Annotated in this window: 20 protein-coding genes; 7 read left to right on the top strand and 13 right to left on the bottom strand. The window is 68.7% G+C overall.

Annotation, left to right across the window (positions count from 1 at the left end; genetic code table 11):
* Positions 1 to 28 precede the first annotated feature (28 nt).
* On the bottom strand, positions 29 to 1021 hold the full coding sequence (gene rfbB, locus SSMG_RS03405; protein WP_009072808.1) for a dTDP-glucose 4,6-dehydratase: 993 nt from the start codon (positions 1019 to 1021) through the stop codon (positions 29 to 31).
* 118 nt (positions 1022 to 1139) lie between these two features.
* Here rfbB and SSMG_RS03400 point away from each other — a divergent pair, with 118 nt between their 5' ends.
* From SSMG_RS03400 to SSMG_RS03390, 3 genes are all read left to right on the top strand, one after another.
* Positions 1140 to 2678, top strand: coding sequence for an LCP family protein (locus SSMG_RS03400; protein ID WP_037712408.1), 1539 nt, complete (start codon positions 1140 to 1142; stop codon positions 2676 to 2678).
* A 64-nt stretch (positions 2679 to 2742) separates the two neighbouring features.
* Complete coding sequence (locus tag SSMG_RS03395; protein ID WP_199785784.1) at positions 2743 to 4194, top strand: LCP family protein; 1452 nt, start codon at positions 2743 to 2745, stop codon at positions 4192 to 4194.
* Between the two features lie 21 nt (positions 4195 to 4215).
* Positions 4216 to 4920 carry a TIGR03089 family protein gene (locus SSMG_RS03390; RefSeq protein WP_009072802.1) on the top strand — a complete coding sequence of 235 codons (705 nt, stop codon included), beginning with the start codon at positions 4216 to 4218 and terminating at the stop codon, positions 4918 to 4920.
* 34 nt (positions 4921 to 4954) lie between these two features.
* Here SSMG_RS03390 and SSMG_RS03385 read toward each other — a convergent pair whose 3' ends face one another.
* Entirely contained in the window at positions 4955 to 5383 is a 429-nt protein-coding gene (locus SSMG_RS03385; RefSeq protein ID WP_009072800.1) for a DoxX family protein, read from the bottom strand.
* Between the two features lie 284 nt (positions 5384 to 5667).
* Between SSMG_RS03385 and SSMG_RS03380 the strand changes: the two genes are divergently transcribed.
* A complete protein-coding gene (locus SSMG_RS03380) occupies positions 5668 to 7572 on the top strand; it encodes a translation factor GTPase family protein (protein WP_009072799.1) in 1905 nt (634 codons plus the stop codon).
* Here the strand turns inward: SSMG_RS03380 and SSMG_RS03375 are convergent.
* The 7 genes from SSMG_RS03375 to SSMG_RS03350 all read right to left on the bottom strand — a co-directional run bounded on the left by SSMG_RS03375 (position 7508) and on the right by SSMG_RS03350 (position 14202).
* Positions 7508 to 7930, bottom strand: coding sequence for a hypothetical protein (locus SSMG_RS03375; protein ID WP_009072796.1), 423 nt, complete (start codon positions 7928 to 7930; stop codon positions 7508 to 7510). The two genes, SSMG_RS03380 and SSMG_RS03375, sit on opposite strands and share 65 nt — an antisense overlap.
* Positions 7931 to 8014: 84 nt before the next feature.
* On the bottom strand, positions 8015 to 8950 hold the full coding sequence (locus SSMG_RS03370) for a triacylglycerol lipase (RefSeq protein WP_063631933.1): 936 nt from the start codon (positions 8948 to 8950) through the stop codon (positions 8015 to 8017).
* 75 nt (positions 8951 to 9025) lie between these two features.
* A complete protein-coding gene (locus tag SSMG_RS03365) occupies positions 9026 to 9766 on the bottom strand; it encodes an ESX secretion-associated protein EspG (protein ID WP_009072793.1) in 741 nt (246 codons plus the stop codon).
* An 8-nt stretch (positions 9767 to 9774) separates the two neighbouring features.
* On the bottom strand, positions 9775 to 11217 hold the full coding sequence (locus tag SSMG_RS03360) for a hypothetical protein (protein ID WP_009072792.1): 1443 nt from the start codon (positions 11215 to 11217) through the stop codon (positions 9775 to 9777).
* Positions 11218 to 11220: 3 nt separating this feature from the next.
* Entirely contained in the window at positions 11221 to 11817 is a 597-nt protein-coding gene (locus tag SSMG_RS43155; protein ID WP_078561057.1) for a DUF3558 domain-containing protein, read from the bottom strand.
* Between the two features lie 41 nt (positions 11818 to 11858).
* Positions 11859 to 12332 carry a hypothetical protein gene (locus SSMG_RS03355; protein ID WP_009072788.1) on the bottom strand — a complete coding sequence of 158 codons (474 nt, stop codon included), beginning with the start codon at positions 12330 to 12332 and terminating at the stop codon, positions 11859 to 11861.
* Between the two features lie 712 nt (positions 12333 to 13044).
* Entirely contained in the window at positions 13045 to 14202 is a 1158-nt protein-coding gene (locus tag SSMG_RS03350; RefSeq protein WP_086024864.1) for an acyl-CoA dehydrogenase family protein, read from the bottom strand.
* A 119-nt stretch (positions 14203 to 14321) separates the two neighbouring features.
* Between SSMG_RS03350 and SSMG_RS03345 the strand changes: the two genes are divergently transcribed.
* Positions 14322 to 15995 (top strand): class I adenylate-forming enzyme family protein, encoded by a 1674-nt coding sequence (locus SSMG_RS03345; protein WP_199785782.1) that lies wholly within the window; start codon positions 14322 to 14324, stop codon positions 15993 to 15995.
* 52 nt (positions 15996 to 16047) lie between these two features.
* Here SSMG_RS03345 and purE read toward each other — a convergent pair whose 3' ends face one another.
* Together purE and SSMG_RS03335 are read right to left on the bottom strand one after the other, a co-directional pair.
* Entirely contained in the window at positions 16048 to 16545 is a 498-nt protein-coding gene (gene purE / locus SSMG_RS03340; protein WP_009072783.1) for a 5-(carboxyamino)imidazole ribonucleotide mutase, read from the bottom strand.
* A gap of 11 nt (positions 16546 to 16556) precedes the next feature.
* The gene (locus SSMG_RS03335) at positions 16557 to 17741 is read right to left on the bottom strand and encodes a 5-(carboxyamino)imidazole ribonucleotide synthase (RefSeq protein WP_009072779.1); all 1185 of its coding nucleotides are present in this window, start codon (positions 17739 to 17741) and stop codon (positions 16557 to 16559) included.
* A 724-nt stretch (positions 17742 to 18465) separates the two neighbouring features.
* Between SSMG_RS03335 and SSMG_RS03330 the strand changes: the two genes are divergently transcribed.
* Positions 18466 to 18828: a hypothetical protein gene (locus SSMG_RS03330; RefSeq protein WP_009072777.1), complete on the top strand. Its 363-nt coding sequence runs from the start codon at positions 18466 to 18468 to the stop codon at positions 18826 to 18828.
* Between the two features lie 167 nt (positions 18829 to 18995).
* Here SSMG_RS03330 and SSMG_RS03325 read toward each other — a convergent pair whose 3' ends face one another.
* Positions 18996 to 20333 carry a glycosyltransferase 87 family protein gene (locus tag SSMG_RS03325; RefSeq protein ID WP_037716525.1) on the bottom strand — a complete coding sequence of 446 codons (1338 nt, stop codon included), beginning with the start codon at positions 20331 to 20333 and terminating at the stop codon, positions 18996 to 18998.
* Positions 20334 to 20385: 52 nt separating this feature from the next.
* A complete protein-coding gene (locus tag SSMG_RS03320) occupies positions 20386 to 21237 on the bottom strand; it encodes a hypothetical protein (protein ID WP_037712403.1) in 852 nt (283 codons plus the stop codon).
* A 257-nt stretch (positions 21238 to 21494) separates the two neighbouring features.
* Between SSMG_RS03320 and SSMG_RS03315 the strand changes: the two genes are divergently transcribed.
* Positions 21495 to 23771 carry a sigma-70 family RNA polymerase sigma factor gene (locus tag SSMG_RS03315; RefSeq protein WP_037712400.1) on the top strand — a complete coding sequence of 759 codons (2277 nt, stop codon included), beginning with the start codon at positions 21495 to 21497 and terminating at the stop codon, positions 23769 to 23771.

Below are 23771 nucleotides of genomic sequence, written 5' to 3'. Positions count from 1 at the left end.
CGGCGTACCTCCTACTGCGAAAGGGTTTTCAGGACGTGCCGAGCGCGGCGCGGGCCTTCAGCGGCTCCCACCACGCGCGGTTGTCGGCATACCAGCGCACGGTCTCCGCCAACCCGTCCTCGAACGACACCCGCGGAGCGTAACCGAGTTCGCCGCTGATCTTCGCGATGTCGACCGAGTACCGCCGGTCGTGGCCCTTGCGGTCGGCCACCGGTTCGACCATTTCCCAGCCGACGCCGACCGCGGCGAGCAGGCGTTCGGTCAGTTCGCGGTTGGTCAGTTCGGTGCCGCCGCCGATGTTGTAGATCTCGCCCGGGCGACCGCCGTCGGCGACCAGCTGGATTCCGTGGCAGTGGTCGTCCACGTGCAGCCAGTCCCGGACGTTCAGGCCGTCGCCGTAGAGCGGAACCTTCTTGCCGTCCAGCAGGTTCGTCGCGAAGAGCGGGATGACCTTTTCGGGGAACTGGTACGGCCCGTAGTTGTTCGAGCACCGCGTGACGCACACCGGCAGCCCGTGCGTCCGGAAGTACGAGCGGGCGATCAAATCCGACGACGCTTTCGAGGCCGAGTACGGCGAATTCGGCTCCAGTACGTGGTCTTCCGACCACGAACCGTCCTGGATGGACCCGTACACCTCGTCCGTCGAGACGTGCACGAACTTCCCGACCCGCGCCTCCAGCGCGGCTTGCAGCAACGTCTGCGTGCCGAGCACGTTGGTGAGCACGAAGTCCGCCGAACCGAGGATCGAGCGGTCCACATGGGACTCCGCGGCGAAGTGGACGACCAGATCGACGCCGTTCATCAGCTCGGTCACCTGCGCGGTGTCGCAGATGTCGCCGCGCACGAAGCGCAGCCGCGGGCTGTCGGCGACCGGGGCGAGGTTCGCCTCGTTGCCCGCGTAGGTGAGCTTGTCGAGCACCACGACCTCGGCGTCGGCCAGGGTCGGATACGCCCCCGACAACACCTGCCGCACGTAGTGCGAACCGATGAACCCGGCACCGCCCGTGACCAGGACCCGCATCCTCATCCACCCCTTCCGCCCGACCGGGCACTCTCGCCCCCAGCCTACGGGTGGCTTACCTCAGGCTCGGTAGAGTTCGGCAAAGCGCGAAACGCGCGGGGCATCCTGGGGAGGAACAGTGGCCGAATGGCCGGGTACGCCGCTGCCGGTGCACCGCGGTCGCGGCGTGGTCGTCGTGCTGCGGCGCGGCGGGAAAATCCTGCTGTCCGTCGTGTCCGTGGTCGTGCTGGCGCTGACCTGGTACGGCTGGCAGTTCATCGGCGACCCGCGGGCAGGCTTCTCCACCACGGCGATCTTCGGCGAGCAGGACGCGCACGCGAAACCGCTCGACGGAGCGATCGACATCCTCCTGGTCGGCCAGGACAGCCGCACCGACGCGCAGGGCAATCCGCTGCCCCGCGAGGTGCTCGACATGCTGCACGCCGGCGAAGCGGACGGCGAAAAACAGACCGACACGATGATTCTCGTGCACATCCCGCAGAACGGGGAGCACGCGATCGCCATCTCCTTCCCGCGCGACTCCTACGTCGAGATCACCGGCGGCTTCGGCAAGCACAAGCTGAACAGCGCGTACGTCTACGCCTACAACGACACCGCCAAGACCCTGCAGGCCAAGGGCAACACCGACCTCAAGGACGTCGACGAGAAAGCCAAGCTCGCCGGACGCAAGAACCTCGTCGCGACGCTCGAGAAGTTCATCGGCAAGCCGGGCATGATCGACCGCTACGCCGAGGTCAACCTGGCCAGCTTCTACGAGGTCACGAAGGCCATCGGCGGCGTCCAGGTGTGCCTCAAGAACCCGGTCAAGGAAAAGAAGTCGGGCGTCGACCTGCCCGCCGGGAAGCAGACCATCGAGGGCGTGCAGGCGCTCGCGTTCGTCCGCCAGCGCTACGGCCTGCAGAACGGCGACCTCGACCGGATCGCGCGCCAGCAGGCGTTCCTGTCCGGGCTGGCGAGCAAGGTGCTCTCGTCCGAAGTGCTGGCCAACCCGGTGCGGATCGCGCAGCTCATCGAGGCGGTGAAGAAGTCCGTGGTGCTGTCCGCGGGATGGGACCTGTCCGAGTTCGTCGAGCAGATGCGCGGGCTGACCGGCGGAAACGTCGAGTTCCACACGATCCCCACCGAGGGCAACGCGGTCATGGGCGGCGCGGACGTGCTCCGCGTCGACCCGGCGAAGGTCCGCGCCGAAGTCAACCGGCTGACCTCCGACGGCAGCGCCCCGACGCCCAGCAACGCGCCGTTGCCCGGAGCCGGGCAGATCACCGTCGAACTGTTCGACGGCTCCGGCACGGGCGCCGCCGACCAAATGCGGGGTCTGTTGCAGGAGAAGGGTTTCCAGCTCGGCACGAGCACGAAACTGTCCACCCGCGCGACGACCGTGCTGCGCTACCACCCATCCGACGAGGCCGCCGCCGACCTGGTCCGCCAGGCCCTCGGCAGCAATGCGCAGGCCGAACCGGACGCGGACGTCGCCGCCGGGCACGTCCGGGTGATCCTCGGCAAGGACGCGCGCGACGCCGCGCAAGCGCCGGCCACCACGTCCTCGGCTCCCCCTGCGGCCCCGCCCGCGTCGTCGCCGTCCGGGCCGCCTCCGTCGAGCTCCTCGACCTCACCCGCACCGGTCATCACGGCGGGCGATGTCCCCTGCGTCAACTAGAGTCGAGCACCCAGCGTCGCGGCGCGCCGCAGGCCGTACGCTGGTGAGCGGGGAGGTAACCGGGGTGAGCGAAAACCAGGACAAACCGGACCGGACGGCGGATTCCGCCGACAGTCCGGCGGTTTCCGACGCCTCGGACCGGAAATCCGACGAAACGCCGAAGCACGCCGCTGCCGAGGAAACCGCTGCGGAGGAGACTGAACCGGGTACCGAGGACACCGTCGCCGAGGAAGCCGCGCCCGTCGCCGACGGTGCCGGCACCGAGGATGGCGCGGCCGACGAGGAGGCCTCTGCCGACTGGAAGCCCTCGCCGCACCCGCGCGTCGACCTCCCCCAGCCGTCGAACCCGGCGCCGCCTGAACCGGAGGGCCGCACGGGCCGGGTCACCCGGATCACCCGCCGCGTGGCGATCGGCCTGGTCTCCCTGCTCGCGCTGAGCGGGACCGGCTACGCGTACGTCACCAAGGACAAGCTGCAGGACAATGTCGCGACTGCCGACATCCTCACGCCGCGCGAGGGCGAGCCCCCGGCCCCGCCCGCCGACGACGGCGGCACCGACATCCTGCTCGTCGGCAGCGACGCGCGCACCGACCAACAGGGCAACCCGCTCCCGCTGAGCATGCTGAAATCGCTGCGCACCGAGGACAAAGGCGGGATCAACACCGACACCATCATCCTGCTGCGGATCCCGAAGAACGGCGGCAAGGCGTCCGCGGTGTCGATCCCGCGCGACAGCTGGGTCGACGTGCCGGGCCGCGGCAAGGCGAAGATCAACTCCGCGTACGGCGTCGCCAAGGCGCGCGCCGAGCAGGAGGAACGGGCGCAGGGCGAGCACGACCAGGCGAAGATCTCGCGCGATTCGGACGCCGCCGGACGCCGCGCGCTGGTCCAGACGGTGCAGGACCTCACCCAGGCGCGCATCGACCACTACGCCGAGGTCAACCTGCTCGGGTTCTACCTGATCACCGAGGCGGTCGGCGGCGTGCCGGTGTGCCTCAACCACGCGACGTCGGACAAGGACTCCGGGGCGAACTTCCGCCGCGGCGTGCAGACGGTGAGCGGCGGCGAGGCGCTGTCCTTCGTGCGCCAGCGCAAGAACCTGCCGAACGGCGACCTCGACCGGATCAAGCGGCAGCAGGCGTTCCTGTCCTCGGCGATGCGCAAGGTGCTGTCCGCGGGCACGCTGACCAATCCGAGCACGCTGAACAGCCTGATGGACGCGGTGCACCGGTCGTTCGTTCTCGACGACAGCCTCGACGTGCTCGAATTCGCCCAGCAGGTCAAGGGCGTCGCGTCCGGCGACCTGACCTTCGCGACGATCCCGGTGATCACCACGAACGGCCGCAGCGAGGACGGGCAGAGCATCGTCGAGGTCGACCCGGCCGCGGTCCAGAAGTTCGTCGCGGGGCTGGCCGGACGCGCCGCTCCCGCGGTTACCGGGGGCGGCGGCGCGGCGGCCGGAGCGGTCCCGCAGGGCCTGGATTCCGGAATCCCGGGCGTGCCCTGCGTCGACTGACGCCGCGACTAGCCTGGGGGCATGAGCCTCACCGAGCAGCTGCTGCGCCCGCTTCTGGCCTCGCCGGCGAAACCGCTGATCACGCACTACGACGACCGGCTCGGCAGCCGCGTCGAACTGTCCGTGGCGACGACGCAGAACTGGGCCGCGAAAACGGCGAACTGGCTGGTCGACGAGTTCGACGTGGAGCCGGGCGACGCCGTCGCGGTGCGGCTGCCCGCGCACTGGCAGACCGTCGGCGTGCTGCTCGGCGCGTGGTGGTGCGGCGCCCGCGTGGTCGCGGAGCCGGACGGCGCGCGGGTGGTGTTCACCAGCCCGGACGAGGAGATCGACGCCCCGGCCGTCGCGGTGGTCTCGCTCGACCCGATGGGCCGCGGCCTGTCGGCCCCGCCGTCCGGCGGAGCGCTCGACTACCTCACCGAGGCGCGAATGTCCGGCGACCAGTTCGTCCCGATGCAGCCGACTCCTGGCGACACCCCCGCACTCGGCTCCTCCACTGTGGACGAAGTGTGGGCGGAAGCCACTGCGCGCGCGGCAAAACTCGGCCTGACCGCAGCAGACCGAGTTTTGTCCACGGTGGACTGGACGGTGCCGGACGGCGTACTCGACGGCCTGCTCGTCCCGCTCGCCGCCGGCGCGCACCTGGTCCAGGTGACGAACGCCGACCCGGCGAAACTGTCCGCCCGCCGCGAGGCCGAGCGCACCACCGCCGATCTGACCGCGTGAGTGCTGGCGCCGTCGGCAGCACTCCTCGCGGGTTTCAGGCGTTCTGCAGTTCGGCCGTGCCCTGGCGGCGACGCCAGAACAACACGTGGTCCAGGGACAGCCGGCCGCCGTTGAAGCCCAGCGCCAGCGCGGTGAGGCCGAGCACCAGCACCAGTTCGTAGCCGCCTTCGCCGGTGAGCCCGTGCGCCGCGTGGACCGAGATCAGCGCGCCGGCCATGTCGATCGCGTAGCCGATGGCGACCACCGGCAGCAGGAAACCGACGACGAACGCGATCGACCCGAGCAGTTCGAGCACGATCACGAGGAACGCGGACACGGTCGGCAGCGGGATGCCGATCTGGCCGAACATGTCGGCGGTCGCCCCCACCCCGCTGTTCCATTTCTGCAGGCCGTGGGCGAAGAACACCACCGCGACGCCGATCCGGCCGAGCAGCAGCGCGACGTCCTTGACTCGAGTCAACATGGAGACAGCTCCCCGATAGGTGAAAGTTCAACTGACCCGACCCACGGTAGGGCAGCGGACACCGCCGCGGGGGTGTCAGCCAGTGATCGACAGGAAACCGACAGGCACCGAAAACTCGCTGTACAGCGCGCCCGGCGCGGCGCTACCGTGCCGACAACCGCGGGTGAGTGCTGCTCGCGGCCGTGTTTTCCGCCTGGTTCGCCACCTGCGAGGAGCCCCGATGCGCCGACAGTCCGATCGACCCCAGTTCGGCCTGTCCCCCGCATCTGAGGATCTCCGCTCGCATGAAAGCACTGACCATCGGCATCCTGGCGCACATCGACGCAGGTAAAACCAGCCTCACCGAACGTCTGCTGTTCGAGACCGGCGTGCTCGACCACGCCGGCCGGGTCGACGACGGCGACACCCAGACCGATTCGCTCGACCTCGAACGCCGGCGCGGCATCACGATCAAGTCCGCCGTCGTGGCGGTCAGCACGCCCGGCCACCGGCTCAACCTCGTGGACACCCCCGGCCACCCCGATTTCATCGCGGAGGTCGAACGCGCCGTCGGCGTCCTCGACGGCGCGGTGCTCGTGGTGTCCGCGGTGGAAGGGGTGCAAGCCCAGACCCGCGTGCTGATGCGCACGCTCGTCCGGCTCGGCATTCCGGTGCTGGTGTTCGCGAACAAGATCGACCGCACCGGGGCGCGCGAGGCTTCCTTGCTGGAATCCTTGCGCACCAAGCTTTCCCCGCAATGTGTCGCGATGAGCACGGTGGCGGACATCGGCACCCCTGCCGCACGCCCGGTGCCGCTGCCGTTCGACGAACGACTTGCCGACGCACTGGCCGGGGATGACGCTTTTCTTGAGTCCTATGTAGCCGGAGTGGCGTCCACAATGGATTACCGGGCGGCGTTGGCGCGTCAGGTCGCTACCGCCTCGGTGTATCCGGTCTTCTTCGGCTCCGCCGTCACCGGCGCTGGCGTCTCTGATCTCATCGCCGGGATTTACGAGCTGTTGCCGTCCCGCGAACGCCGAGGGGACGGACCACTCGACGCCACCGTCTTCAAAATCGAACGCGGCCCTTCCGGCGAGAAAATCGCTTACGTGCGCATGTTTTCCGGCTCCCTTGCCGCCCGGCGACCAGTACCTTTCCGCCGATTGGGCGCGGAAGGCGTCGGCCGCCCGTCCGCGGTGCGAGTGTTCGAGCACGGCGCGACCCCGGTGTCCGGCGAGGCGCTAGCCGGGGATGTCGCCCGTGTCTGGGGTCTGCCAGACCTCCGCATCGGAGACCGGCTAGGCGAAAGCGCTGACCTGTCGCAGGACCGATTCTTCGCGCCGCCCAGCCTGGAAACGCTGGTGTACCCGGTCGATCCCGACCAGACCAGCGCGTTGTACACCGCGCTGACCCGACTGTCCGAACAGGACCCGTTGATCAGCATCCGCCGACAAGACCAGGAAATCACCGTGCGCTTGTACGGCGAAGTACAGAAAGAAGTAATCCGGACCACCCTCGCCGAAGAGTTCGGCATTGCCGCCGAATTCGAGGAATCGCGCCCGCTGCTGGTCGACCGTCTACATGGGACTGGGCACCGCGTGCGCCACCCCGCTCCGGACGAGCGCGTGTTCTTCTGGGCCACCGTCGGACTGCGCGTCGAACCGGGTCCACCGGGTTCCGGCCCCGACTACCGGCTGGAAGTCGAACTCGGCTCGCTGCCGCTTTCGTTCCACAAAGCCGTTGAAGACACTGTGCACGAGGTCCTGCACGAAGGCCTGCACGGCCGGGAAATCATCGACTGCGTAGTCACCCTCACCGACACCGCGTTCTACCCGCCAGCCAGCACTGCCGGTGATTTCCGCGGTATGACCCGCTTAGTGCTGCAGGAAGCCCTGCGACAGGCCGGAACCCGCGTGCATGAACCGGTCCACGCGTTCGAACTCGAAGCCCCGGCTTCCGCGATCAGCGCGGTATTGCGCAAGCTAGTCGAACTGCGCGCGGTGCCCGGGGAGCCAGTGATCACCGGCGACCGATGCACTGTGGACGGTCAGCTCCCGGCCGCCTCTGCACACGAACTGGAACAGGCGCTGCCCGCGCTCACGCAAGGCGAGGGCACGCTGGTCACCCATTTCGCGGAGTACCGGCTCAAGCCGGGTGGCGGCGGGCCAGGTCGAGTTCCGTCCAGCCGCCGTGGGCGGACAACAGCGTGAGCACGCGCTCCGCGAGGGCCGAAAACCGGCGCAGGTCCTCGTGGAGCGCCTTCGCGCGGGTCGCATCGAGGGGCGCGTGGTCGTCCCACCAAAGGCAGAGCACCGCGCTCGCGCACAGCACCAGCGGCTGCACGAGTTCCGTGAATTCCGCCGACGGTTCGGCCGTTTCCCGGCACGTGCTCTCGATTTCGTCGCACGCGTCGAGCAGCTCGCGCAACGGACCCACCGCGCCGGACGGGGTGCCGTCCCACGACGCGGTGGGCCACGCGCGGTCGCTCAGCTCGAGCCAGAGCCGCCATCCGGCGACCAGCTCGGCCTCGTCGTGCGGCGTCCAGGTGTCGGGGAGCAGCCAGAACATGTCACCGACTGTGACAGCGCGGCCGGACCCCGCACAACCGAGGAGAGGAAAATGTTCGCGTTTATACCCCGAGGCGGGGGTATCTCAGCTGATCACCGGGGGCACGAAGAAGCAGTTGGGCTTCTTCGCGTGCTGCGGGTCGAGGGCGTTGAGCACCTCGCGCTGCGCGATCGGGTCGTAGGTGATGCCGAGGTGATCGGTGTAGTCGAGCCCGCAGACGTCCTGGAGGACGAGGTTTTTCACGTTGGGCGCGCGCTTGAGGAAGGCGTTGGTGTACGGCGTGACAACGTCGTCATACCTGGTCTGGATGACCGTGTAGTCGACGCCCGGAACCGTGTCGCCGCCGGCGTTGAGGTCCTTGAGGAACGCGGACCCGGTGGACTGCTCGTTGCAGGCCGGACAGGGAACACCGAGGAGGTCGCGGGCGGGCGGAATCGCCTGGATGGCGGTCAGCAGCCCGAACAGGCTGGTGCCGTAATTGGACGGGGACAGTCCGATCAGCTTGCCGATCTTGCTCGCGCCGCCGAGGTACTTGATCCAGTAGCGCGGGTTCATGCCGCCCTGCGAATGCCCGACCACGTCGAGCTTCGCGGCCCCGGTCGCCTTGAGGATCTTGTCCCCGAAGGTCGCGAGCTGGCCCGCCGTCCCGGCCACCGGCCCGACCGTCTGCAGGAACGCCCCCGGCGACCCGCCGAAGTTGCCCGCGAACACGCAGTACCCCTCGTCGGCGAGCCGCTGGGAGAGATTCGCCCAGTTCTCATACGCGTTGGCCGTGGTGCCGTTGGACAGCAGCACCGGGTTCGGATGCTCCGCGGAGGGTTTGCAATTCCAGTCGTTGGCCCCCGGCGGCGCGATCGTCGGCTGCCCGGCCGCGTAAATCGCCGCGGCGATGATGTTCGGCTGCACCGGACCGGTCGGTTCTTTCCCGGTTGCCCCCGAGGCCACCGCAGTGCCGCCGCCGAGCGCGACCACCGTCGCCGCCAGGAGGACCATGCCCCGTCCGAAAGCGCGTACGCTCATTCCGTTTCACCTCTCTGTGAACCCGACGCAGTGGTTAACGCGGAACACGAGAAAGGGAAACGCGGTTACTAGTTTTTATCGCAAACCTACGAGTCTTCGGTTCACCGCATCGATCAAGGAGGCCCGGTTTCCCGGGTAGACACTGATCTGGGCCTCGCCGCCCCTGGTCGTCTGGAAGCTCAGCACCCGCCCGCGCCCACTGAGGTCGAGCACCGACAGCGGCGGGCTGTATCTCCGCTCGCCCCGCCCGTCCCGAACCGCGGCATGCAACTGATGCACCGCGTCGCGCGGCGCCCGCATCAGATACCGCAACTCGTCCGCGTCACCACCCTCCTCCGCGAGCGGGTCCGTGCTGGCACCCCCGTCGTAGTACTCCCGGCTGACGTGCATCACCCGAACCGCCGCCGGACGGCATTCCGGCATCGCCATGACCAAACAGGCCGCCAACTCGTCCGGCGACACCGGATCCAGCTGAACGAATTCCGAATCGGTGATCAACCGAACGGCTTCCGGTTTGGTCGCCGCGACGAGAATCGCGCCGTTGTCCTCCTGATGGGTGCCGAAGTCAGTCCACCCGTACACCTCATGCCGCGCGGTCGCGAGCAGCTTCAACGTGCTCCGCAACGCAGTTGCCGCCGTTTCCCCCAGCTGCGCAAGGAGATCCCGCGTCCGCTTCGCCCGCTCAGCCGCGCCTTCGTCGGTGAGGTACATCGGGGTGTCCTCGACCACCACCGGTGCTTTCCCGAGGTTTTCCTCGTGCCAAAGCGCCAAAAACACCGACCGCGGCATCCGCAGCGGTCTGTCGATGATCGTCATCGAGCCCCTCAACCACCAATCGTCGGGGGTGTCGGCGGCAATCCCGTGCGCGGATCGAGCGCCCGCTCGCCGTTCTCGTCGACGAGCGAGAACGCGGAGTCGTCTTCGATTCCGTACTTGCGCTGGTGTTCTTTGTCTTCCTCGCCCTTGCCTTTTCCGCCCGGGGCCATCCCGCCCATCCCCGGACTTCCCTTGGCTCCGGCAGTACCTTTTCCCGCGCTTCCCCGGGTGGCCGCTTCCTCAGCCGCGCCCGCTCCGGCTCCGGCTCCAGCCCCGACACCGGTGCCGCCGCCCAGCCGCGCCGCTATGCCACCGGTGCGGCCACCGGCTTCGGCCCCGCCCCCAACGCCGCCACCACCGCCGAGCGGCCCAAACCCGCCGCCCGACGACCAGTCGCTGTTGCCACTCCCGCCCCCGAAAGACGTCGGCACGGGCGGGGTCCAGTTCGCCCCGCCAACCCGATCTACCGACGGCGGAGTCCACCCGGCTGTCGAAGTCTCGTCCCCCGGCCGATACCCCGGAGACACCCCACCCCCCGGCGGCACCGCGACACCTCCCGGCGGGAACGAGCCCACTCCAGTACCCCCGTGGCCTCCCGGCCCGCTCACTCCCGGCCCGCTCACTCCCGGTCCGTTCGCCCCAGGCCCGGTAGCTCCAGGTCCGTTAGCTCCAGGCCAACTCCCGAGCCCGCCACTGGCCCCCGGCCCGCTGTCCGGCCCGCCAGAATCCCGCCCAGGCCCCCGATAAGCCCACTCGTGGATTCCGGCCTTGCTCGGGGCGTGATCGCCACCGGAGTCAATCTTGAGATTCTGCCCGTCGAACGCGGACACCTGCCCGTAATTGCTGTTAAGCCCTTGGCCGTTGGCCTTGGCCTGATCAGCGTACTTCTGATACCGCTCAACATTGTGATTGGCCGCGGCGTTGTACGCGTTGATCTGCTTCTCGGTATCGGTGTCCCAAGGAGTCCCCTGGTCCCAAAGATTCTTGTGCGGAGGCGTCGGAGGCATCGCCTGCAACGCGATCTTCATGTCGTTATAGCCGTGCGTGGTGTCGACCAGCTTCTGCCCGTTGACCACATAAGCCTGCGCGGAAGTGGACGAGGCGTCGGACAATGGCCTGAGCCGCGCCCGAGCCGCATCCGCCCCGTCTCCGGTCCAGACAGATTCCAGCATGGTGGTGATCTGCTGCGCGTCGTCGCTGTTCTGGTTGTGCTCCTGGATCATCTTCTGAACCGTGGAACTCCCGCTGTCCCACGACGAAGTCCCGGGCCCCTGCTGAACCTGCTGCACAATCGCCGGGGCCGGAAGGGCTTGATCACCGAGGTTCCCGTGGTACAAATCGGAAAACCAGTTGCCCGCATCCTTGAGCCGATCGTTGACCCAGTCATCCGCGTCGCCGATCCGGTCGCCGATCCACTTGGCTCCCTCTCCGAGGAATTCGAAGAATCCCACGGGTCACTCACCGGCCTTCTGCTTCAGGTTGGTGACCACCATGTCCGCAACGGTGGCCGCCGCGCCACACGGATCCTTCTTGCCGGTCTGCGAATCGCCGAGCGAGACTGATGCATCGACTGTTGTCTGATCGCTGACCCCAACGCTGACCTGGCAGAATGACTTCACGACTGATTCTTGCTTGAAGGTCGAGTGGGCTACGGCCGGAAACCCTCGCACAGGAGGCAGTTCTCGCCACAAAGTTGCCTGCGGTTTGCTATTCGCGTATACCGCGCTAAGTCCATCGGAAAGCTTTGTCGCGTACAAGACCGTTGCCAATGCCCCAGTCTCGTCGTTCGACCACTGGCACTCCGCACCGAGCGAGGGGTCATCTTTGTGCATCCCTTGCCGCGCACGCCCCAGGAGGCTCGCCACTTGGTCTGGCGTAAGCGCGCTATCGCACGGATGCGTCGACAACACCGATGCGGGCAATGGCCGTTCCACCTTCGGTGCACCTCCGTACGGCAATGTCTTCTCTGGCGCGGACGACTGCGCCGAGGAAGGGCCGGAACCAGCTGGCGGCGCAGGCGTCGAGCCTCCAGAACATCCTGCCGCGAACATGGCCACCGCCATGCCCGCAACCGATATCGAGAACCGCGCCTTCATCCGAGAAGCCCCTTACCCTGGTCGCTGTTGCCTGCGGTCTTCACATCCGCAGCTGCTTGGCTGTCCGATTCGCTGACAATGCCCAACGCTTTCTCAAGGCGGTCGACCAGCTCCGTCATGTACTGATACATCGCTTCCAGCGAATCCTTGCCGTTCGCGAAGGTCTTTACCGCTTGCTGGTTGAATCCTGTGCTGCCCGGGTCCGAAGCTGGCGGAGTAAGTCGCGTCAACACTTCCGCGTTCGGTATCATCCCCCGCGCATTGCGCTGGAGCCGCTTTGCCCGTTCGAGCAGCGACTGCGCCTCGTCGCGGCTCAGAGTGAACCCCGCCCCCGCCTTCGTGGCGGATGCCACGGCAGCAGCGTCCGACATCCCTTGGGCCACGTTCATCGCCGTCCCCACCACGGCGATCGGCAGCCCCGTCAGCCACCCTGTCGTTTCGATGTCCTGCCCTGGACCGCTCTCAACCATGCCCGCCCCTCCCCTGCACCGCACACTGCATCTCGACCAGGCAATCAGCCCCGAGACCCCTCCGGCTCTTACTGTAGCCAACCGCTCACAGCGGGGTGACCGAAACAGGCAAACTCACCCCACTGTGCATTGCGTCGAGCAGGGCCAACTTCCCCTTCGGGTCGGCACTGGCCGCACCCGCGCCACCTTGCCGACCTTCGCCTGGCCGAGGGTTATCGACACGTCGACCGTGTGGTTGTCGCTGACGCCAACACTTACCTGGCAGAAAGACTTGGGCCTTTCAGGACTGTAGGTCAAGTGAGCGACAGCAGGCAACGACCGCACCGGAGGAAGCGGTTGCCATGCCGCAGACTTCGGCTTTGTATTCTCATAGACCGCGCTCAGGCCATCAGAGGTCGTGCCGCCAGTACCGACTCCGGCAGTGGAGTCTCCACCTTCGGCGCGCCCGCGTACGGCATCATCTTTCCCGTAGCCGACAGCGAAGGGCTCGTCAGGCCAGCATCTTGGCTCGGCGTAGAGCCCCGCCACGAATGTGGTTGCAGCCGCGACGGCAGCAAGCTAACGACACACGCCCTCATCCCCCGGCGACTTCACGGTCTCCCAGCCACAACAGTAGTCAGTCGTGAGCCTGTGGGTGGCCGGTTCGGGAGCAAAAAGCGCCCCACCACCCGATCTGGGTAGTGGGGCGCTTTGGTGAGACCGCCGGGGAAGGTCAGCCCTTCAGCAGGGCTCGGGCCATGACGACCTTCTGGATTTGGTTCGTGCCTTCATAGATCTGCGTGATCTTCGCGTCGCGCATCATGCGTTCTACTGGGAAGTCCCGCGTGTAGCCTGCGCCGCCGAACAGCTGCACTGCGTCCGTGGTTACCGACATGGCTACGTCGGACGCGTAGGCCTTCGCGGCCGAGGCGGTGAAGCTGGCTCGCTTGTCGCCTCGTTCGGAGGCTGCCGCAGACGCGTACACCAGGTGGCGGGCGGCTTCGATTTTCGTTCCCATGTCGGCGAGCATGAACTGGATTCCCTGGAAATCCGCGATTGCTTTGCCGAACTGCTTGCGTTCCTTGACGTACGCGACGGCGGCGTCCAGAGCGCCTTGGGCGATTCCCAACGCTTGCGCGCCGATCGTCGGGCGGGTGTGGTCCAGGGTGCGCAGGGCGGTTTTCAGGCCGGTGCCCGGTTCGCCGATGATGCGGTCCGCGGGAATGGTGCAGTTTTCGAAGTAGATCTCGCGGGTCGGCGAGCCCTTGATGCCCAGTTTCTTTTCCTTCGGGCCCACCGAGAAGCCCGGGTCGTCCTTGTGCACGACGAAAGCCGAAATGCCGTTGGCTTTCTTTTCCGCGTTCGGGTCGGTTACGGCCATGACCGTGTACCACGACGATTCGCCTGCGTTGGTGATCCAGCACTTGGTTCCGTTGAGGACCCAGTGGTCACCGTCGAGGCGGGCGCGGGTGCGCATGGACGCGGTGTCCGAACCGGCCTCTCGTTCGGACAGTGCGTACGACGCCGAGGCTTCGCCCGCGGCGATCGACGGCAGGACCAGTTTCTTCAGGTCCTCCGAACCGGACAGGATGATCGGCTGCGTGCCCAGTTTGTTGACCGCCGGGATGAGGGATGCGGACGCGTCGACGCGCGCGACCTCCTCGATCACGATGCACGCGCCGATCGCGTCGGCGCCCTGGCCGTCGTACTCCTCGCCGATGTGGACGGCGTTGAAGCCTGCCTTGACGAGCGCTTGGTTGGCTTCGACCGGGTAGCGCTCCTGCTCGTCGACCTCCGCCGCGTAGGGCGCGATCTCCTTTTCGGCTAGAGCCCGGACCGCGGCGCGCAGTTCCTCGTGCTCTTCGGCCAGCTGATACAGGCCCTCGGCCACCTTCAGTCACCTCTTCTGCAGCGAAACGGGAGAAAGTCCCCCGATGTTAGCCCGCGTTCACTCCGAACGCGGCGGCTCGCTGCTTGTGTCCTCGGCCTCACCGTTCGTATGGTCAAGTGATGGCTGCCACTGCGTCGACCCCGCCGCCCGGATTGCCCGCTTCTCTTGACTACCCCGAAGTGCCGATCGGTTCGGTGCTCGCCGGAGCCGCGACGCGGTACGGCGACCGGGTCGCGTTCGCCATGGGCGACGACCAGCTCACGTTCACGCAGACCTGGCAGGCCGCTTGCCGCTTCGCCCATGCGCTGCTGGCGCGGGGCATCGGCCGGGGCGACGTGGTCGCGGTGCATCTGCCGAACTGTCTCGCGTATCCGATCGCCTATCACGGCATCCTGCTCGCGGGCGCGACGTTCAGTCCGACGAATCCGCTGCTTCCGCCGGACGACCTCGCCTTCCAGCTCACTGACTGCGGGGCGGCCGCAGTGGTGACCTTCGGGCCGGTCGCGGGAACGCTCGCCGCGGTGGCCGACCGGATTCCGGCGCGGCTGACCATCGTCGTTTCGCCTGCCGGCGAGCTTGGCGAGGGAAGCGTCGAGTTCCGCGAGTTCTTCGCCGGCCAGCCCGCGACCAGGCCCGACGTGTCGATCGACGTGGACCGCGACCTTGCTCATCTCGCCTACACGGGCGGCACGACCGGGCGGTCCAAGGGCGTCGAACTCACGCATCGCAACGTCGTCACCAACACCCTGCAGCACACCTGCTGGTCGACCGGGTCGGTGCCGGCGCTCGACGCGAACGGCGACGTGACGATCGACCAGATCGGCAGCCCGGACGAATGGCCGACCCGGCTCGGCACCGGCATCTCGATCAACCTGACGCCGTGGTTCCACGCGATGGGCGTGATCGCCGGCCTGAACGGTCCGTTGCTGGGCGGCGGAACGATCGTGCTGCACTCCCGGTTCGATCCGGCGGCGTACGTCGCGGACGCGGAACGGCTGCAGGTCACGACCATCGGCGGCGCGCCCGCGCTGTTCGCGGCGTTGCTGGCGACGCCCGCGTTCCATACCGCCGACCTAGCGTCGGTGCGCAACATCGGCTCCGGCGCCGCGCCGATGAGTCACGAGATGATCCGCGCGCTGCACGAGCGGTTCCCCGGCGTCGTGATCACCGAGGGATACGGGCTCACCGAGGTGACGATGGGCGCGGTGATCTCGCCGACGCACCGGTCCGGCGTGCGCAAGGTCGGCTCGGTCGGCAGGCCGATCTTCGACACCGAGGTCAAGCTCGTCGCGGACGGCAGCGAGGAGCCGTTGCCGCCCGGGCAGGAGGGCGAGGTGTGCTTGCGCGGGCCGCAGGTGATGCGCGGGTACCGGAACCGTCCGGAGGAGACCGCCGCCGCGCTGGTCGGCGGATGGCTGCACACCGGCGACATCGGCGTTCTCGACGAGGACGGCTATCTGTCCATTGTGGACCGAAAGAAGGACATGCTGCTGTACAAGGGATACAACGTCTTCCCGCGCGAACTCGAGGAGCTGCTGAGCGCGTCGCCGGGCGTGCTGTCCGCGGCGGTGGTCGGACGGCCGAGTCCCGAGGTCGGCGAGCTGCCGGTGGCGTTCGTGGTGCGGAAGCCGGACTCCTCAGTGGACGCCGAGCAGCTGATGGCGGCGGTGAACGAGAAGGTGCTGCCGTACAAACGCCTGCGGGAACTGCATTTCGTCGCGGAGATCCCAGTGTCGGCGGCGGGCAAGGTGCTCAAGCGCGAACTGCGGAAGCAACTGCCCGACCCGGCGTGAGCCGGCGGTGTGCGCGGATGCCGGTTCCGGAACCGGCATCCGCGCGCCCGGCCTACTTGCCCGCTTTTTCGCGGAGCTTGGCGTCCTTCTCCAAGACGAGCTGCTCCAGGTCCTCCTGGAACTGCGTCAGTTTCGCCTGCAGCTGCAGGTCGGCGGCGGCGAGGATGCGGACCGCGAGCAGACCGGCGTTGCGCGCCCCGCCGACCGACACGGTCGCGACCGGGATGCCGGCGGGCATCTGCACGATCGACAGCAGCGAGTCCATGCCGTCCAGGTACTTCAGCGGAACCGGCACGCCGATCACCGGCAGCACCGTCGCCGACGCGACCATGCCCGGCAGGTGCGCGGCACCGCCCGCGCCCGCGATGATCGTGCGGATCCCCCGGTCGGCCGCGGACTTCGCGTAGTCCAGCATCCGCTGCGGGGTGCGGTGCGCCGAGTAGACGCCGACCTCGTACTCGACGCCGAACTCGTCCAGCGCTTGACCCGCGGCCTCCATCACCGGCCAGTCGGAATCGCTGCCCATGATCACGCCCACCTGCGGCGCCATTGTGTTCCCCTTCAGTGGATCTCGTAGCCGTCGAGCCAGACGGCGTGGGACAGCCAGTGCGCGGACAGCAGCGCGCGGTTGCGCAGGTCCTCCATGCGGTCGCCGATGAAGTTGACGTGCCCGAGCTTGCGGCCGGGCCGGTCCTGCTTGCCGTAGAGGTGGATCTTCACCTCGGGGAACCGCGCGAACAGGTGGTGCACGCGCTCGTCCGGGCTCATCTGCGGCGAGACGTCCGCGCCGAGCACGTTCGCCATCACGCACGCCGGCGCGATCAGGTCGGTGCGGCCGAGCGGGTAGTCCAGAACGCCGCGCAGGTGCTGCTCGAACTGCGACGTGCGCGAACCGTCCATGGTCCAGTGGCCGGAGTTGTGCGGGCGCATCGCCAGTTCGTTGACCAGCAGGCCGTTCTCGGTCTCGAACAGCTCGACCGCGAGCAGGCCGGTGACGTCGAGCGTCGACGCGATGCGCAGGGCCAGCTCCTGCGCCTCGTGCACGCGCGACTCCGGCAGCTCCGGCGCCGGGGCGAGGACCTCGGTGTTGATGCCGTTCGACTGCACGGTCTCGACGACCGGGTACGCCGCGCCCTGTCCGAACGGGGAGCGCGCGACCAGCGCGGACAGCTCGCGCTTCATCGCGACCTTCTCCTCGACCAGCAGCTCGGTGCCTGCTTCGAGGAGTTCGGGAACGGTCTCGCGGGCCTGCTGTGCGGTGTCGAGCATCCAGACACCCCGGCCGTCGTACCCGCCGCGCGACGCCTTCAGCACCACCGGCCAGCCGTGCTCGCCGCCGAACGCCACCACGTCGTCCACAGTGGACACTTCGGCGAAGGCGGGGCCGGGCACGCCGAGACCGGCCATCATCTCGCGCATCACGAGCTTGTTCTGCGCGAACCCGAGCGCGGTGGGCGCGGGCCGGACGACGAAGCCCTCGGTGGCGAGGGTGAGCAGATGCTCGCCGGGCACGTGCTCGTGGTCGAAGGTGACGACGTCGACCTGACGGGCGAAGTCGATCAGCGCGTCGAGGTCGGTGTGGTGGCCGATGACGACGTCGCTCGCCACGAGGGCCGCCGCGTCGCCCTCGTCGGCCGCCAGCACCTTCAGCGACTGGCCGAGGGAAATCGCCGCCTGCTGCGTCATGCGGGCGAGCTGCCCGCCGCCCACCATGCCGACGATGGGAAGACCGGTTCGTTTGTCCATAGCGCCGCCCAGGTTACTGGGCGAGAACTGGCGGACCACCGGCGACCTGCGGCGAAGGCGGCCGGTGGGCCAGGTCGCGGGCGGGCTGGGCGGCGAGAGCCGGTCGAGACGGAGCGCACGCCCAGGACACCGGCCAGCCGACGCTCGAGTGGGCCGCGTTTCCACCGGAGCCGGTCGGCAGAAGCGCGGTGAAGCTGGCCGGTTGACCTGGCACGAGTCCAGAGCGGCTGGCTCAGCCGGACGGGACAGCTGAAAGCGCACCGCAGACTGGATCGCAAGTCCCCGGGCGGAGACGTCGCGAGGTCAGCCGGTGGGCATGGCACCGGCAGGTCAGGCGAGGCGATTGACCCCAGCTGCGCTTGCCCGACGGGAGCGGCGACCCCGAGCACGGCAGCACCGAGGCCCGGTGCGGCCACCAGCCACACACCCCGGCACCGTGCGACCTCCAGCCACGCAGCCCGGCGCGGTGCGGCGACCAGCCACGCAGCCCGGCGCGGTGCGGCGACCAGCCACCCAGCCCAGCACCGCGCGGCCACCAGCCACCCAGCCCAGCACCGTGCGACCTCCAGTCACACGGCCTTGCTCAGTACGACCTTCAGCCACAACTGCCCCTGCTGAACCCACCTGCCGAAACGCACCTCAGCAGCACCCACGCGACCTCAAGCAAGCAACACCCGCGCACCAAACCCCACCCCAGACCGTCCCGCTGCAGCAGGATGGCCGGATGGACTCTGTCACGCTCCCGCGGCCCGTTCTCCACGCTCTCCGCCAAGCGAGCCTCCCCGGAGTGGCCACCGGGATGCTCACCGGCGCACCCCGGCCGCTGGCCTTTCCGGCGGGTTTCGGCGACGTGCTCGCCTGGCTCTGGACCACCGACTCCAACGCGGCCGTGCTCTACCTCGCCGAACTGATGAAGCAGCTCCGCGAACGACACCCGCTCGCCAAGACCGTCACGCCGCCGTACCGGTTCGACGAGTTGCTCGCTGCCGCCCGCGCATGTCTTCCGGACGACTTCGCGCACGCCGAGCTGCTGATCCAGTACACCCGCACCGCGCTGGGCGATTTCTACGGCGGTTCGGCGGACTGACAAAGCTCACTATTCGGTTGATCTGCCCGCACCAGCTCCGGATCAGAACGAGGGCCGTGCCCGCCCGCGAGCCAAGGCTCCGGACGGCCGCGTAACCACCGCGCTCCAGACAGTAACCACCACCACCGACAAAAACCGTCGGCAAGCCCCTGACCAGCGCAAAGAAGCTAGGAAGACTCGACCGACTCCGCCCGGTGGCGAGCCCGCCGCTGCAGGCCCCACCGCGCCGCCAGCGCGACGGCCAGCACCACCGGCGTCAGGATGTACGCGTCGCCGAGAATGTTCTGCCACACCTTCCAATGCAGTTCGACATTCCGGCCGTTCGGCAAGATCAGCAGCACGCAGCTGACGAACACGAACGCGACCAGGAACGTCCCGACCCACCGTTTCCACGCCGTCGCCGGGGTGGTTTTCGGCAACCGGGAAACCAGGAGCACGACCAGCGGCGCGACCCAAACCCAGTGGTGCGACCAGGAAATCGGCGAGATCAGCAGGATCCAGAACGCGGTGACGAGCAGCGCGGCCAGCGCCTGTCCGCGCCGGTGGAAGCGGAACATCAGCCACAGCGCCGGAATGGCGAGCACCAGGCCGATCGCGGTCGCCGCGGTGGAGGACCACGGGGCCAGGTCCGTCGCGCGGTTCATCAGCGCGTTCAGCGACTGGTTGCCCGCCCAGTGCACCGGGCCGATCCGGCCGGTGTCGGGGAGCGTTTTGGTCCAGTATTTCCACGCGTCGTGCGGGTTGATCAGGAACAACAGCGCCTGCATGCCGACGAAGGTCGCCAAGCCGCGCAGGGCGTCTTTCCAGCGGCCGGTGACCAGCAGATGGCCGAGGAACACGATGGGGGTCAGCTTGATCGCCGCGGCGAGGCCCACCAGCACGCCGCCCCAGCGGCTGCCGCGCGCGCCGATGACCAGCATGTCCAGCAGGACCATCGCCATCAGGATCAGGTTGATCTGGCCGAGGAAGATCGTCCGCCACACCGGTTCGAAACCGAGGAACACCAGGAAGAACACGATGGTCGACCGGGCGGGCGAGGCCCACCAGCGGGGACCGTCGGCGGCCGGGCGGGGCAGCGCGCCGATCGCGATCCGGATCGACAGGGCGAGCGCGGCCAGCGAGACCACGGTCAGGAAACCCCAGGCCACCTGCACCGGAACGAGGGCGAGCGGGGCGAACAGGAGCGCCGCGGTCGGCGGGTAGGTGAACGGGAGCAGCGCCCAGCCCGGTTCGGTGGGCAGCGTGTTCGCGTCGTAGAGATTGTCCCCGCGCAGCAATTGCAGCGCGCCCGCCCGGTAGACCGCGCTGTCCACGCCGAGGTTCCAGTCGTGTGCCCAGCCCCAGAACCCGATCGCGATCGCCAGCAGCGGAAACACGGCGAAAATGAGCATCGACCGGGGGCGCACGGACAGCCGTGCCAGAGATCGGCGCAAAGCCAGCCGGGGCTGCCCGGATCGATTCACCGGAGCTTCGCCGTCGGCAGCGGAGGGTACGGTCCTGGTCACCACACCAGGAAAGCACAGTGCGGGAATGCTGGTCAGGAAGGGTGACCGGGGCTCAGCTGTGCGCCAATTCCGTCAGCAGCTCGCACGCCCGGTCGTGGGTCCCCGGCAGTCGGACGGCCGACACGAGCGGACGGGCGACGTCGCGCAGCTGCGGATCCACGGAAAGACGTTCGTTGAGCGCCCTGCGCAGCGCGACCCCGCGCGTGGCCAGGCGTTCGTTGCGTTCGGCCAGCACCGCGACCGCGGACGGGCCGATCGTCGCGTAGCACTCGCCGGTGTCGAAGACAGCTCGGACGGCGTCCGCGGCGAGGATCATCGCGGTCAGCCGAGGCCAGCCGGACACCGATGTCAGGTCCAGCGACACGGTGAGCAGCACGTTCGCTTCGCTGGCGCCGCCGCGGTAGATCTCGCCGAGCCGGGTCCGCAGGTACGCCGCGGACGGCAGGCCGGTGAGCGGGTCGGTGACCTCGGTGTGCACGAGCTGGTCGGTGGCGACGTCCGCCCAGGCCAGAGCGGTCACGCGGAGCAAGCGGGCCGGAGTGGCGTCGACATCTGGCGCGACGAATCCGTCGACCGCGTCCGGGTCGGCGAGCACCGCGTGCAAAGCGGCCAGGTCGGACAGCGTTTCCGAAAGCCCCGCGCCCGCCGCGGCCCGCGCCCTGCCCAGTCCGGCCAGCGCGTTTTCCGCGCCCGTCGAACCGTGCCGGACCACTGCCGCGCACACCGCGTCGACTTCGGGCAGTGCCCAATCGCTCGGGAAACGCCAGCCGGCCGCGAGACTGGCTGTTCGCCAGCGAGCTCGCAATGCCCGCAAATGGCGGTCCCGCTCGAACCGCGCACGCGTCTCGTCCCCCGACGAGTCGCCTGCGGAGCCGAACCGCGCCCCGGTCGCCGGTACGTCCACCGAACCCCCAGCTCCTTCCGGTTCCTGTCGATCTTGTCCCCAATCACGGAGGGGACGCCGCGGGACTCCCCTCGTGACGCGTTTTCCCCGATCTTTTTCGCGTAATCACCAGACGAGGAGGTGAACTTGCTGCGCCTACTGAGGCATCTGGCGGACCACGGCGTGACGAGTGTCGCCGCATCCGTCACACTTGGTGTGCGTTGTAGGGAGTAAAGCGCGTGGAGTCCGCCGCGCGCGCAGCAGTAAAAAGGAGCCCCGTGTCCACCGTTCCCGCCGATCTCTCCGGTAAGAGCGACGCCGAGCTGATCGCAGAGGTGCGCGCGGGAAAGATCGCGTCCTACGGTCCGCTTTACGAGCGGCACAGCGGTGCCGCGCACAACCTCGCCCGCCAGCTCGCGCGGTCCAGCTCCGAGGCCGACGACCTCGTGTCGGAGGCTTTCTCGAAGGTTCTGGACACGCTGCGTGGCGGGAAGGGACCGGACACCGCCTTTCGGGCGTACCTGCTTACCGCGCTTCGTCACACCGCGTATGACAAGACGCGCCGCGACCGCCGGATCGACCTCAACGAGGACATGAGCGACGTCGGCGGGGCCGCTGGCGAAGCACTCACCGTGCCGTTCTCCGACACCGCCGTCGCGGGACTCGAGCGCACGATGGCCGCGAAAGCGTTCGCGCGACTCCCGGAACGCTGGCAGGCAGTGCTGTGGCACACCGAAATCGAGCAGCAGAGCCCGGCTGAAGTCGCGCCGCTGCTCGGGTTGACCGCGAACGGCGTGTCCGCGCTCGCGTACCGCGCCCGGGAGGGGCTCCGGCAGGCGTATCTGCAGGTCCACCTGCAGGAAACCGGTGCGGACCGCTGCCGGGCGACGGCCGATCGGCTCGGGGCCTGGACGCGCGACGGGCTGTCCAAGCGCGAGCGTTCGCAAGTGGAGAACCACCTCGACGAATGCGAGAAGTGCCGGGTGCTGGCGGCCGAACTGGCCGACGTCAACGGCAGCCTGCGCGCGATCATCGCCCCGATCGTCCTGGGCGGCGCGGCTCTCGGTTACCTGGCCACGATCGGCGCGGCCAAGGCGAGCGCGGCGACCGCCGGGGCCGCTGTCGGCGCTGGCGCCGCCGCGGCAGGCGGGGCCAAGGCGGGTGCGGCGGCAGCTGCGTCCGCACCGCGGCAGTTCGCCGGGGTCGCCATGTCGGGGGCCGCGATGGTGGCCGCCGTGGCGGTCGCGCTGGCCGCCGGCGGTGGGACTCAGACCATTCCGGCTGCTCAGCAGGCCCCCGCACCTCCGCCGGCCGCCGCACCGGCACCCGCGCCGAAGCCTGCGCCTCCGGCTCCTCCGGCCGCGCCTCCCGCTCCCCCGGCGCCGCCGCCCGCGCAGCCCGCGCCTCCGGCTGCCCCGCCGCCCGCGGCTCCTCCGGCTGCTCCCCCGGCTGCTCCGCCGGCACAGCCGCCCGCCCAGAACCCACCTGTCAACGCGCCGCAGTTGTCCGCGTCTCTGCCCCCGAACGGGGTCGAACTCCAGCCGGGCGGCGGACCGGTCGCGCTGCCGATCACCGTGCGCAACAACGGCAACTCGGTGTCCGACCCGGTCCAGGCGACGCTGAACCTGCCGCCGGGAGTGCGAGCCGTGCAGGCGAACGGTGGTGGCGCGGTCGGCGCGTACTCCAGTGAAGCCGCTGCGCAGTCCGGTCCGACGCAGGTCGCGTGCCCGGGCGGCACGGGCACGGTCACGTGCAAGACCGGCAGCGGGTTGCAGCCTGGCCAGTCGGCGGTGCTGATGTTCCGCTTGCAGGCGGACGCGGACGCGAAGGGCGGCGAGGTCAAGGGTTCGGTTACTGCGGGTACTTCGTTGAAGGTCGACGTCGTTGTCCGGGTGAAGGTCAATCCTCCGAAGGATGCCCTGACGCTGGCTGCGAAAGCACACGGAGCGATGTGGAAATTGCAGCCGCTCGTCGAGGCTGACGTGCAGAACACCGGGCAGACCACGAAACCTGTCACGATCACCTTCGATCACCGGGCGACCGGACAGGTCAGCTTCAAGCAGTTCAAGTGCACGTCGACCGATTCGAGCATGAGCTGCACCAGCGCCAAACCGCTGGCACCCGGCGAATTGGCGTCGCTGTGGGTGCTGGTGGACCGCAAGCCGTTCGACGGCCCACTCACTGTCACCGTCAACGCGTCGCTCGGCGCTGCCTCGGCGCAGCCGGTCGCGGTCCCGCTCGGCTGCTGGTGGAACATGTGCCACGACCCGACGATCGGCCCGCTCTCCACCACGTCCGTGCCGCTGCCGACCACGACGTCAACCTCGAAGAGCCACACTCCGAGTTCGACGAAGCACCCGAAGCCGAGCGTCACCCTGCCGACCTCGACGTCGCCGGACGACGACACTCCGGACCCGACGTCGAGCAGCCCGGCCGCCACCACGAGCGCGCCGCCGGACCCCGGTTCGGACGGCAAGCCCGGCAAACCCGATAACCACGGCAAACGTCCGCCGGCGGTGGAACCCCGCGGGTTCTTCGGCTGGTTCACGGAGTAG

It is taken from the genome of Streptomyces sp. AA4, assembly GCF_000158875.1.
Taxonomy (GTDB): domain Bacteria; phylum Actinomycetota; class Actinomycetes; order Mycobacteriales; family Pseudonocardiaceae; genus Amycolatopsis.
The sequence above is the reverse complement of the archived record's forward strand: the minus strand, read 5'-3'. Positions and strand labels throughout refer to the sequence as shown.

What these genes read in the sequence shown, in the direction of transcription:
- rfbB (WP_009072808.1), bottom strand. Translation starts at nt 1,021, where the DNA reads ATGCGGGTCCTGGTCACGGGCGGTGCCGGGTTCATCGGTTCGCACTAC.
- SSMG_RS03390 (WP_009072802.1), top strand. Translation starts at nt 4,216, where the DNA reads ATGAGCCTCACCGAGCAGCTGCTGCGCCCGCTTCTGGCCTCGCCGGCG.
- SSMG_RS03385 (WP_009072800.1), bottom strand. Translation starts at nt 5,383, where the DNA reads ATGTTGACTCGAGTCAAGGACGTCGCGCTGCTGCTCGGCCGGATCGGC.
- SSMG_RS03380 (WP_009072799.1), top strand. Translation starts at nt 5,668, where the DNA reads ATGAAAGCACTGACCATCGGCATCCTGGCGCACATCGACGCAGGTAAA.
- SSMG_RS03375 (WP_009072796.1), bottom strand. Translation starts at nt 7,930, where the DNA reads ATGTTCTGGCTGCTCCCCGACACCTGGACGCCGCACGACGAGGCCGAG.
- SSMG_RS03370 (WP_063631933.1), bottom strand. Translation starts at nt 8,950, where the DNA reads ATGAGCGTACGCGCTTTCGGACGGGGCATGGTCCTCCTGGCGGCGACG.
- SSMG_RS03365 (WP_009072793.1), bottom strand. Translation starts at nt 9,766, where the DNA reads ATGACGATCATCGACAGACCGCTGCGGATGCCGCGGTCGGTGTTTTTG.
- SSMG_RS43155 (WP_078561057.1), bottom strand. Translation starts at nt 11,817, where the DNA reads ATGTTCGCGGCAGGATGTTCTGGAGGCTCGACGCCTGCGCCGCCAGCT.
- SSMG_RS03355 (WP_009072788.1), bottom strand. Translation starts at nt 12,332, where the DNA reads ATGGTTGAGAGCGGTCCAGGGCAGGACATCGAAACGACAGGGTGGCTG.
- SSMG_RS03345 (WP_199785782.1), top strand. Translation starts at nt 14,322, where the DNA reads ATGGCTGCCACTGCGTCGACCCCGCCGCCCGGATTGCCCGCTTCTCTT.
- purE (WP_009072783.1), bottom strand. Translation starts at nt 16,545, where the DNA reads ATGGCGCCGCAGGTGGGCGTGATCATGGGCAGCGATTCCGACTGGCCG.
- SSMG_RS03335 (WP_009072779.1), bottom strand. Translation starts at nt 17,741, where the DNA reads ATGGACAAACGAACCGGTCTTCCCATCGTCGGCATGGTGGGCGGCGGG.
- SSMG_RS03330 (WP_009072777.1), top strand. Translation starts at nt 18,466, where the DNA reads ATGGACTCTGTCACGCTCCCGCGGCCCGTTCTCCACGCTCTCCGCCAA.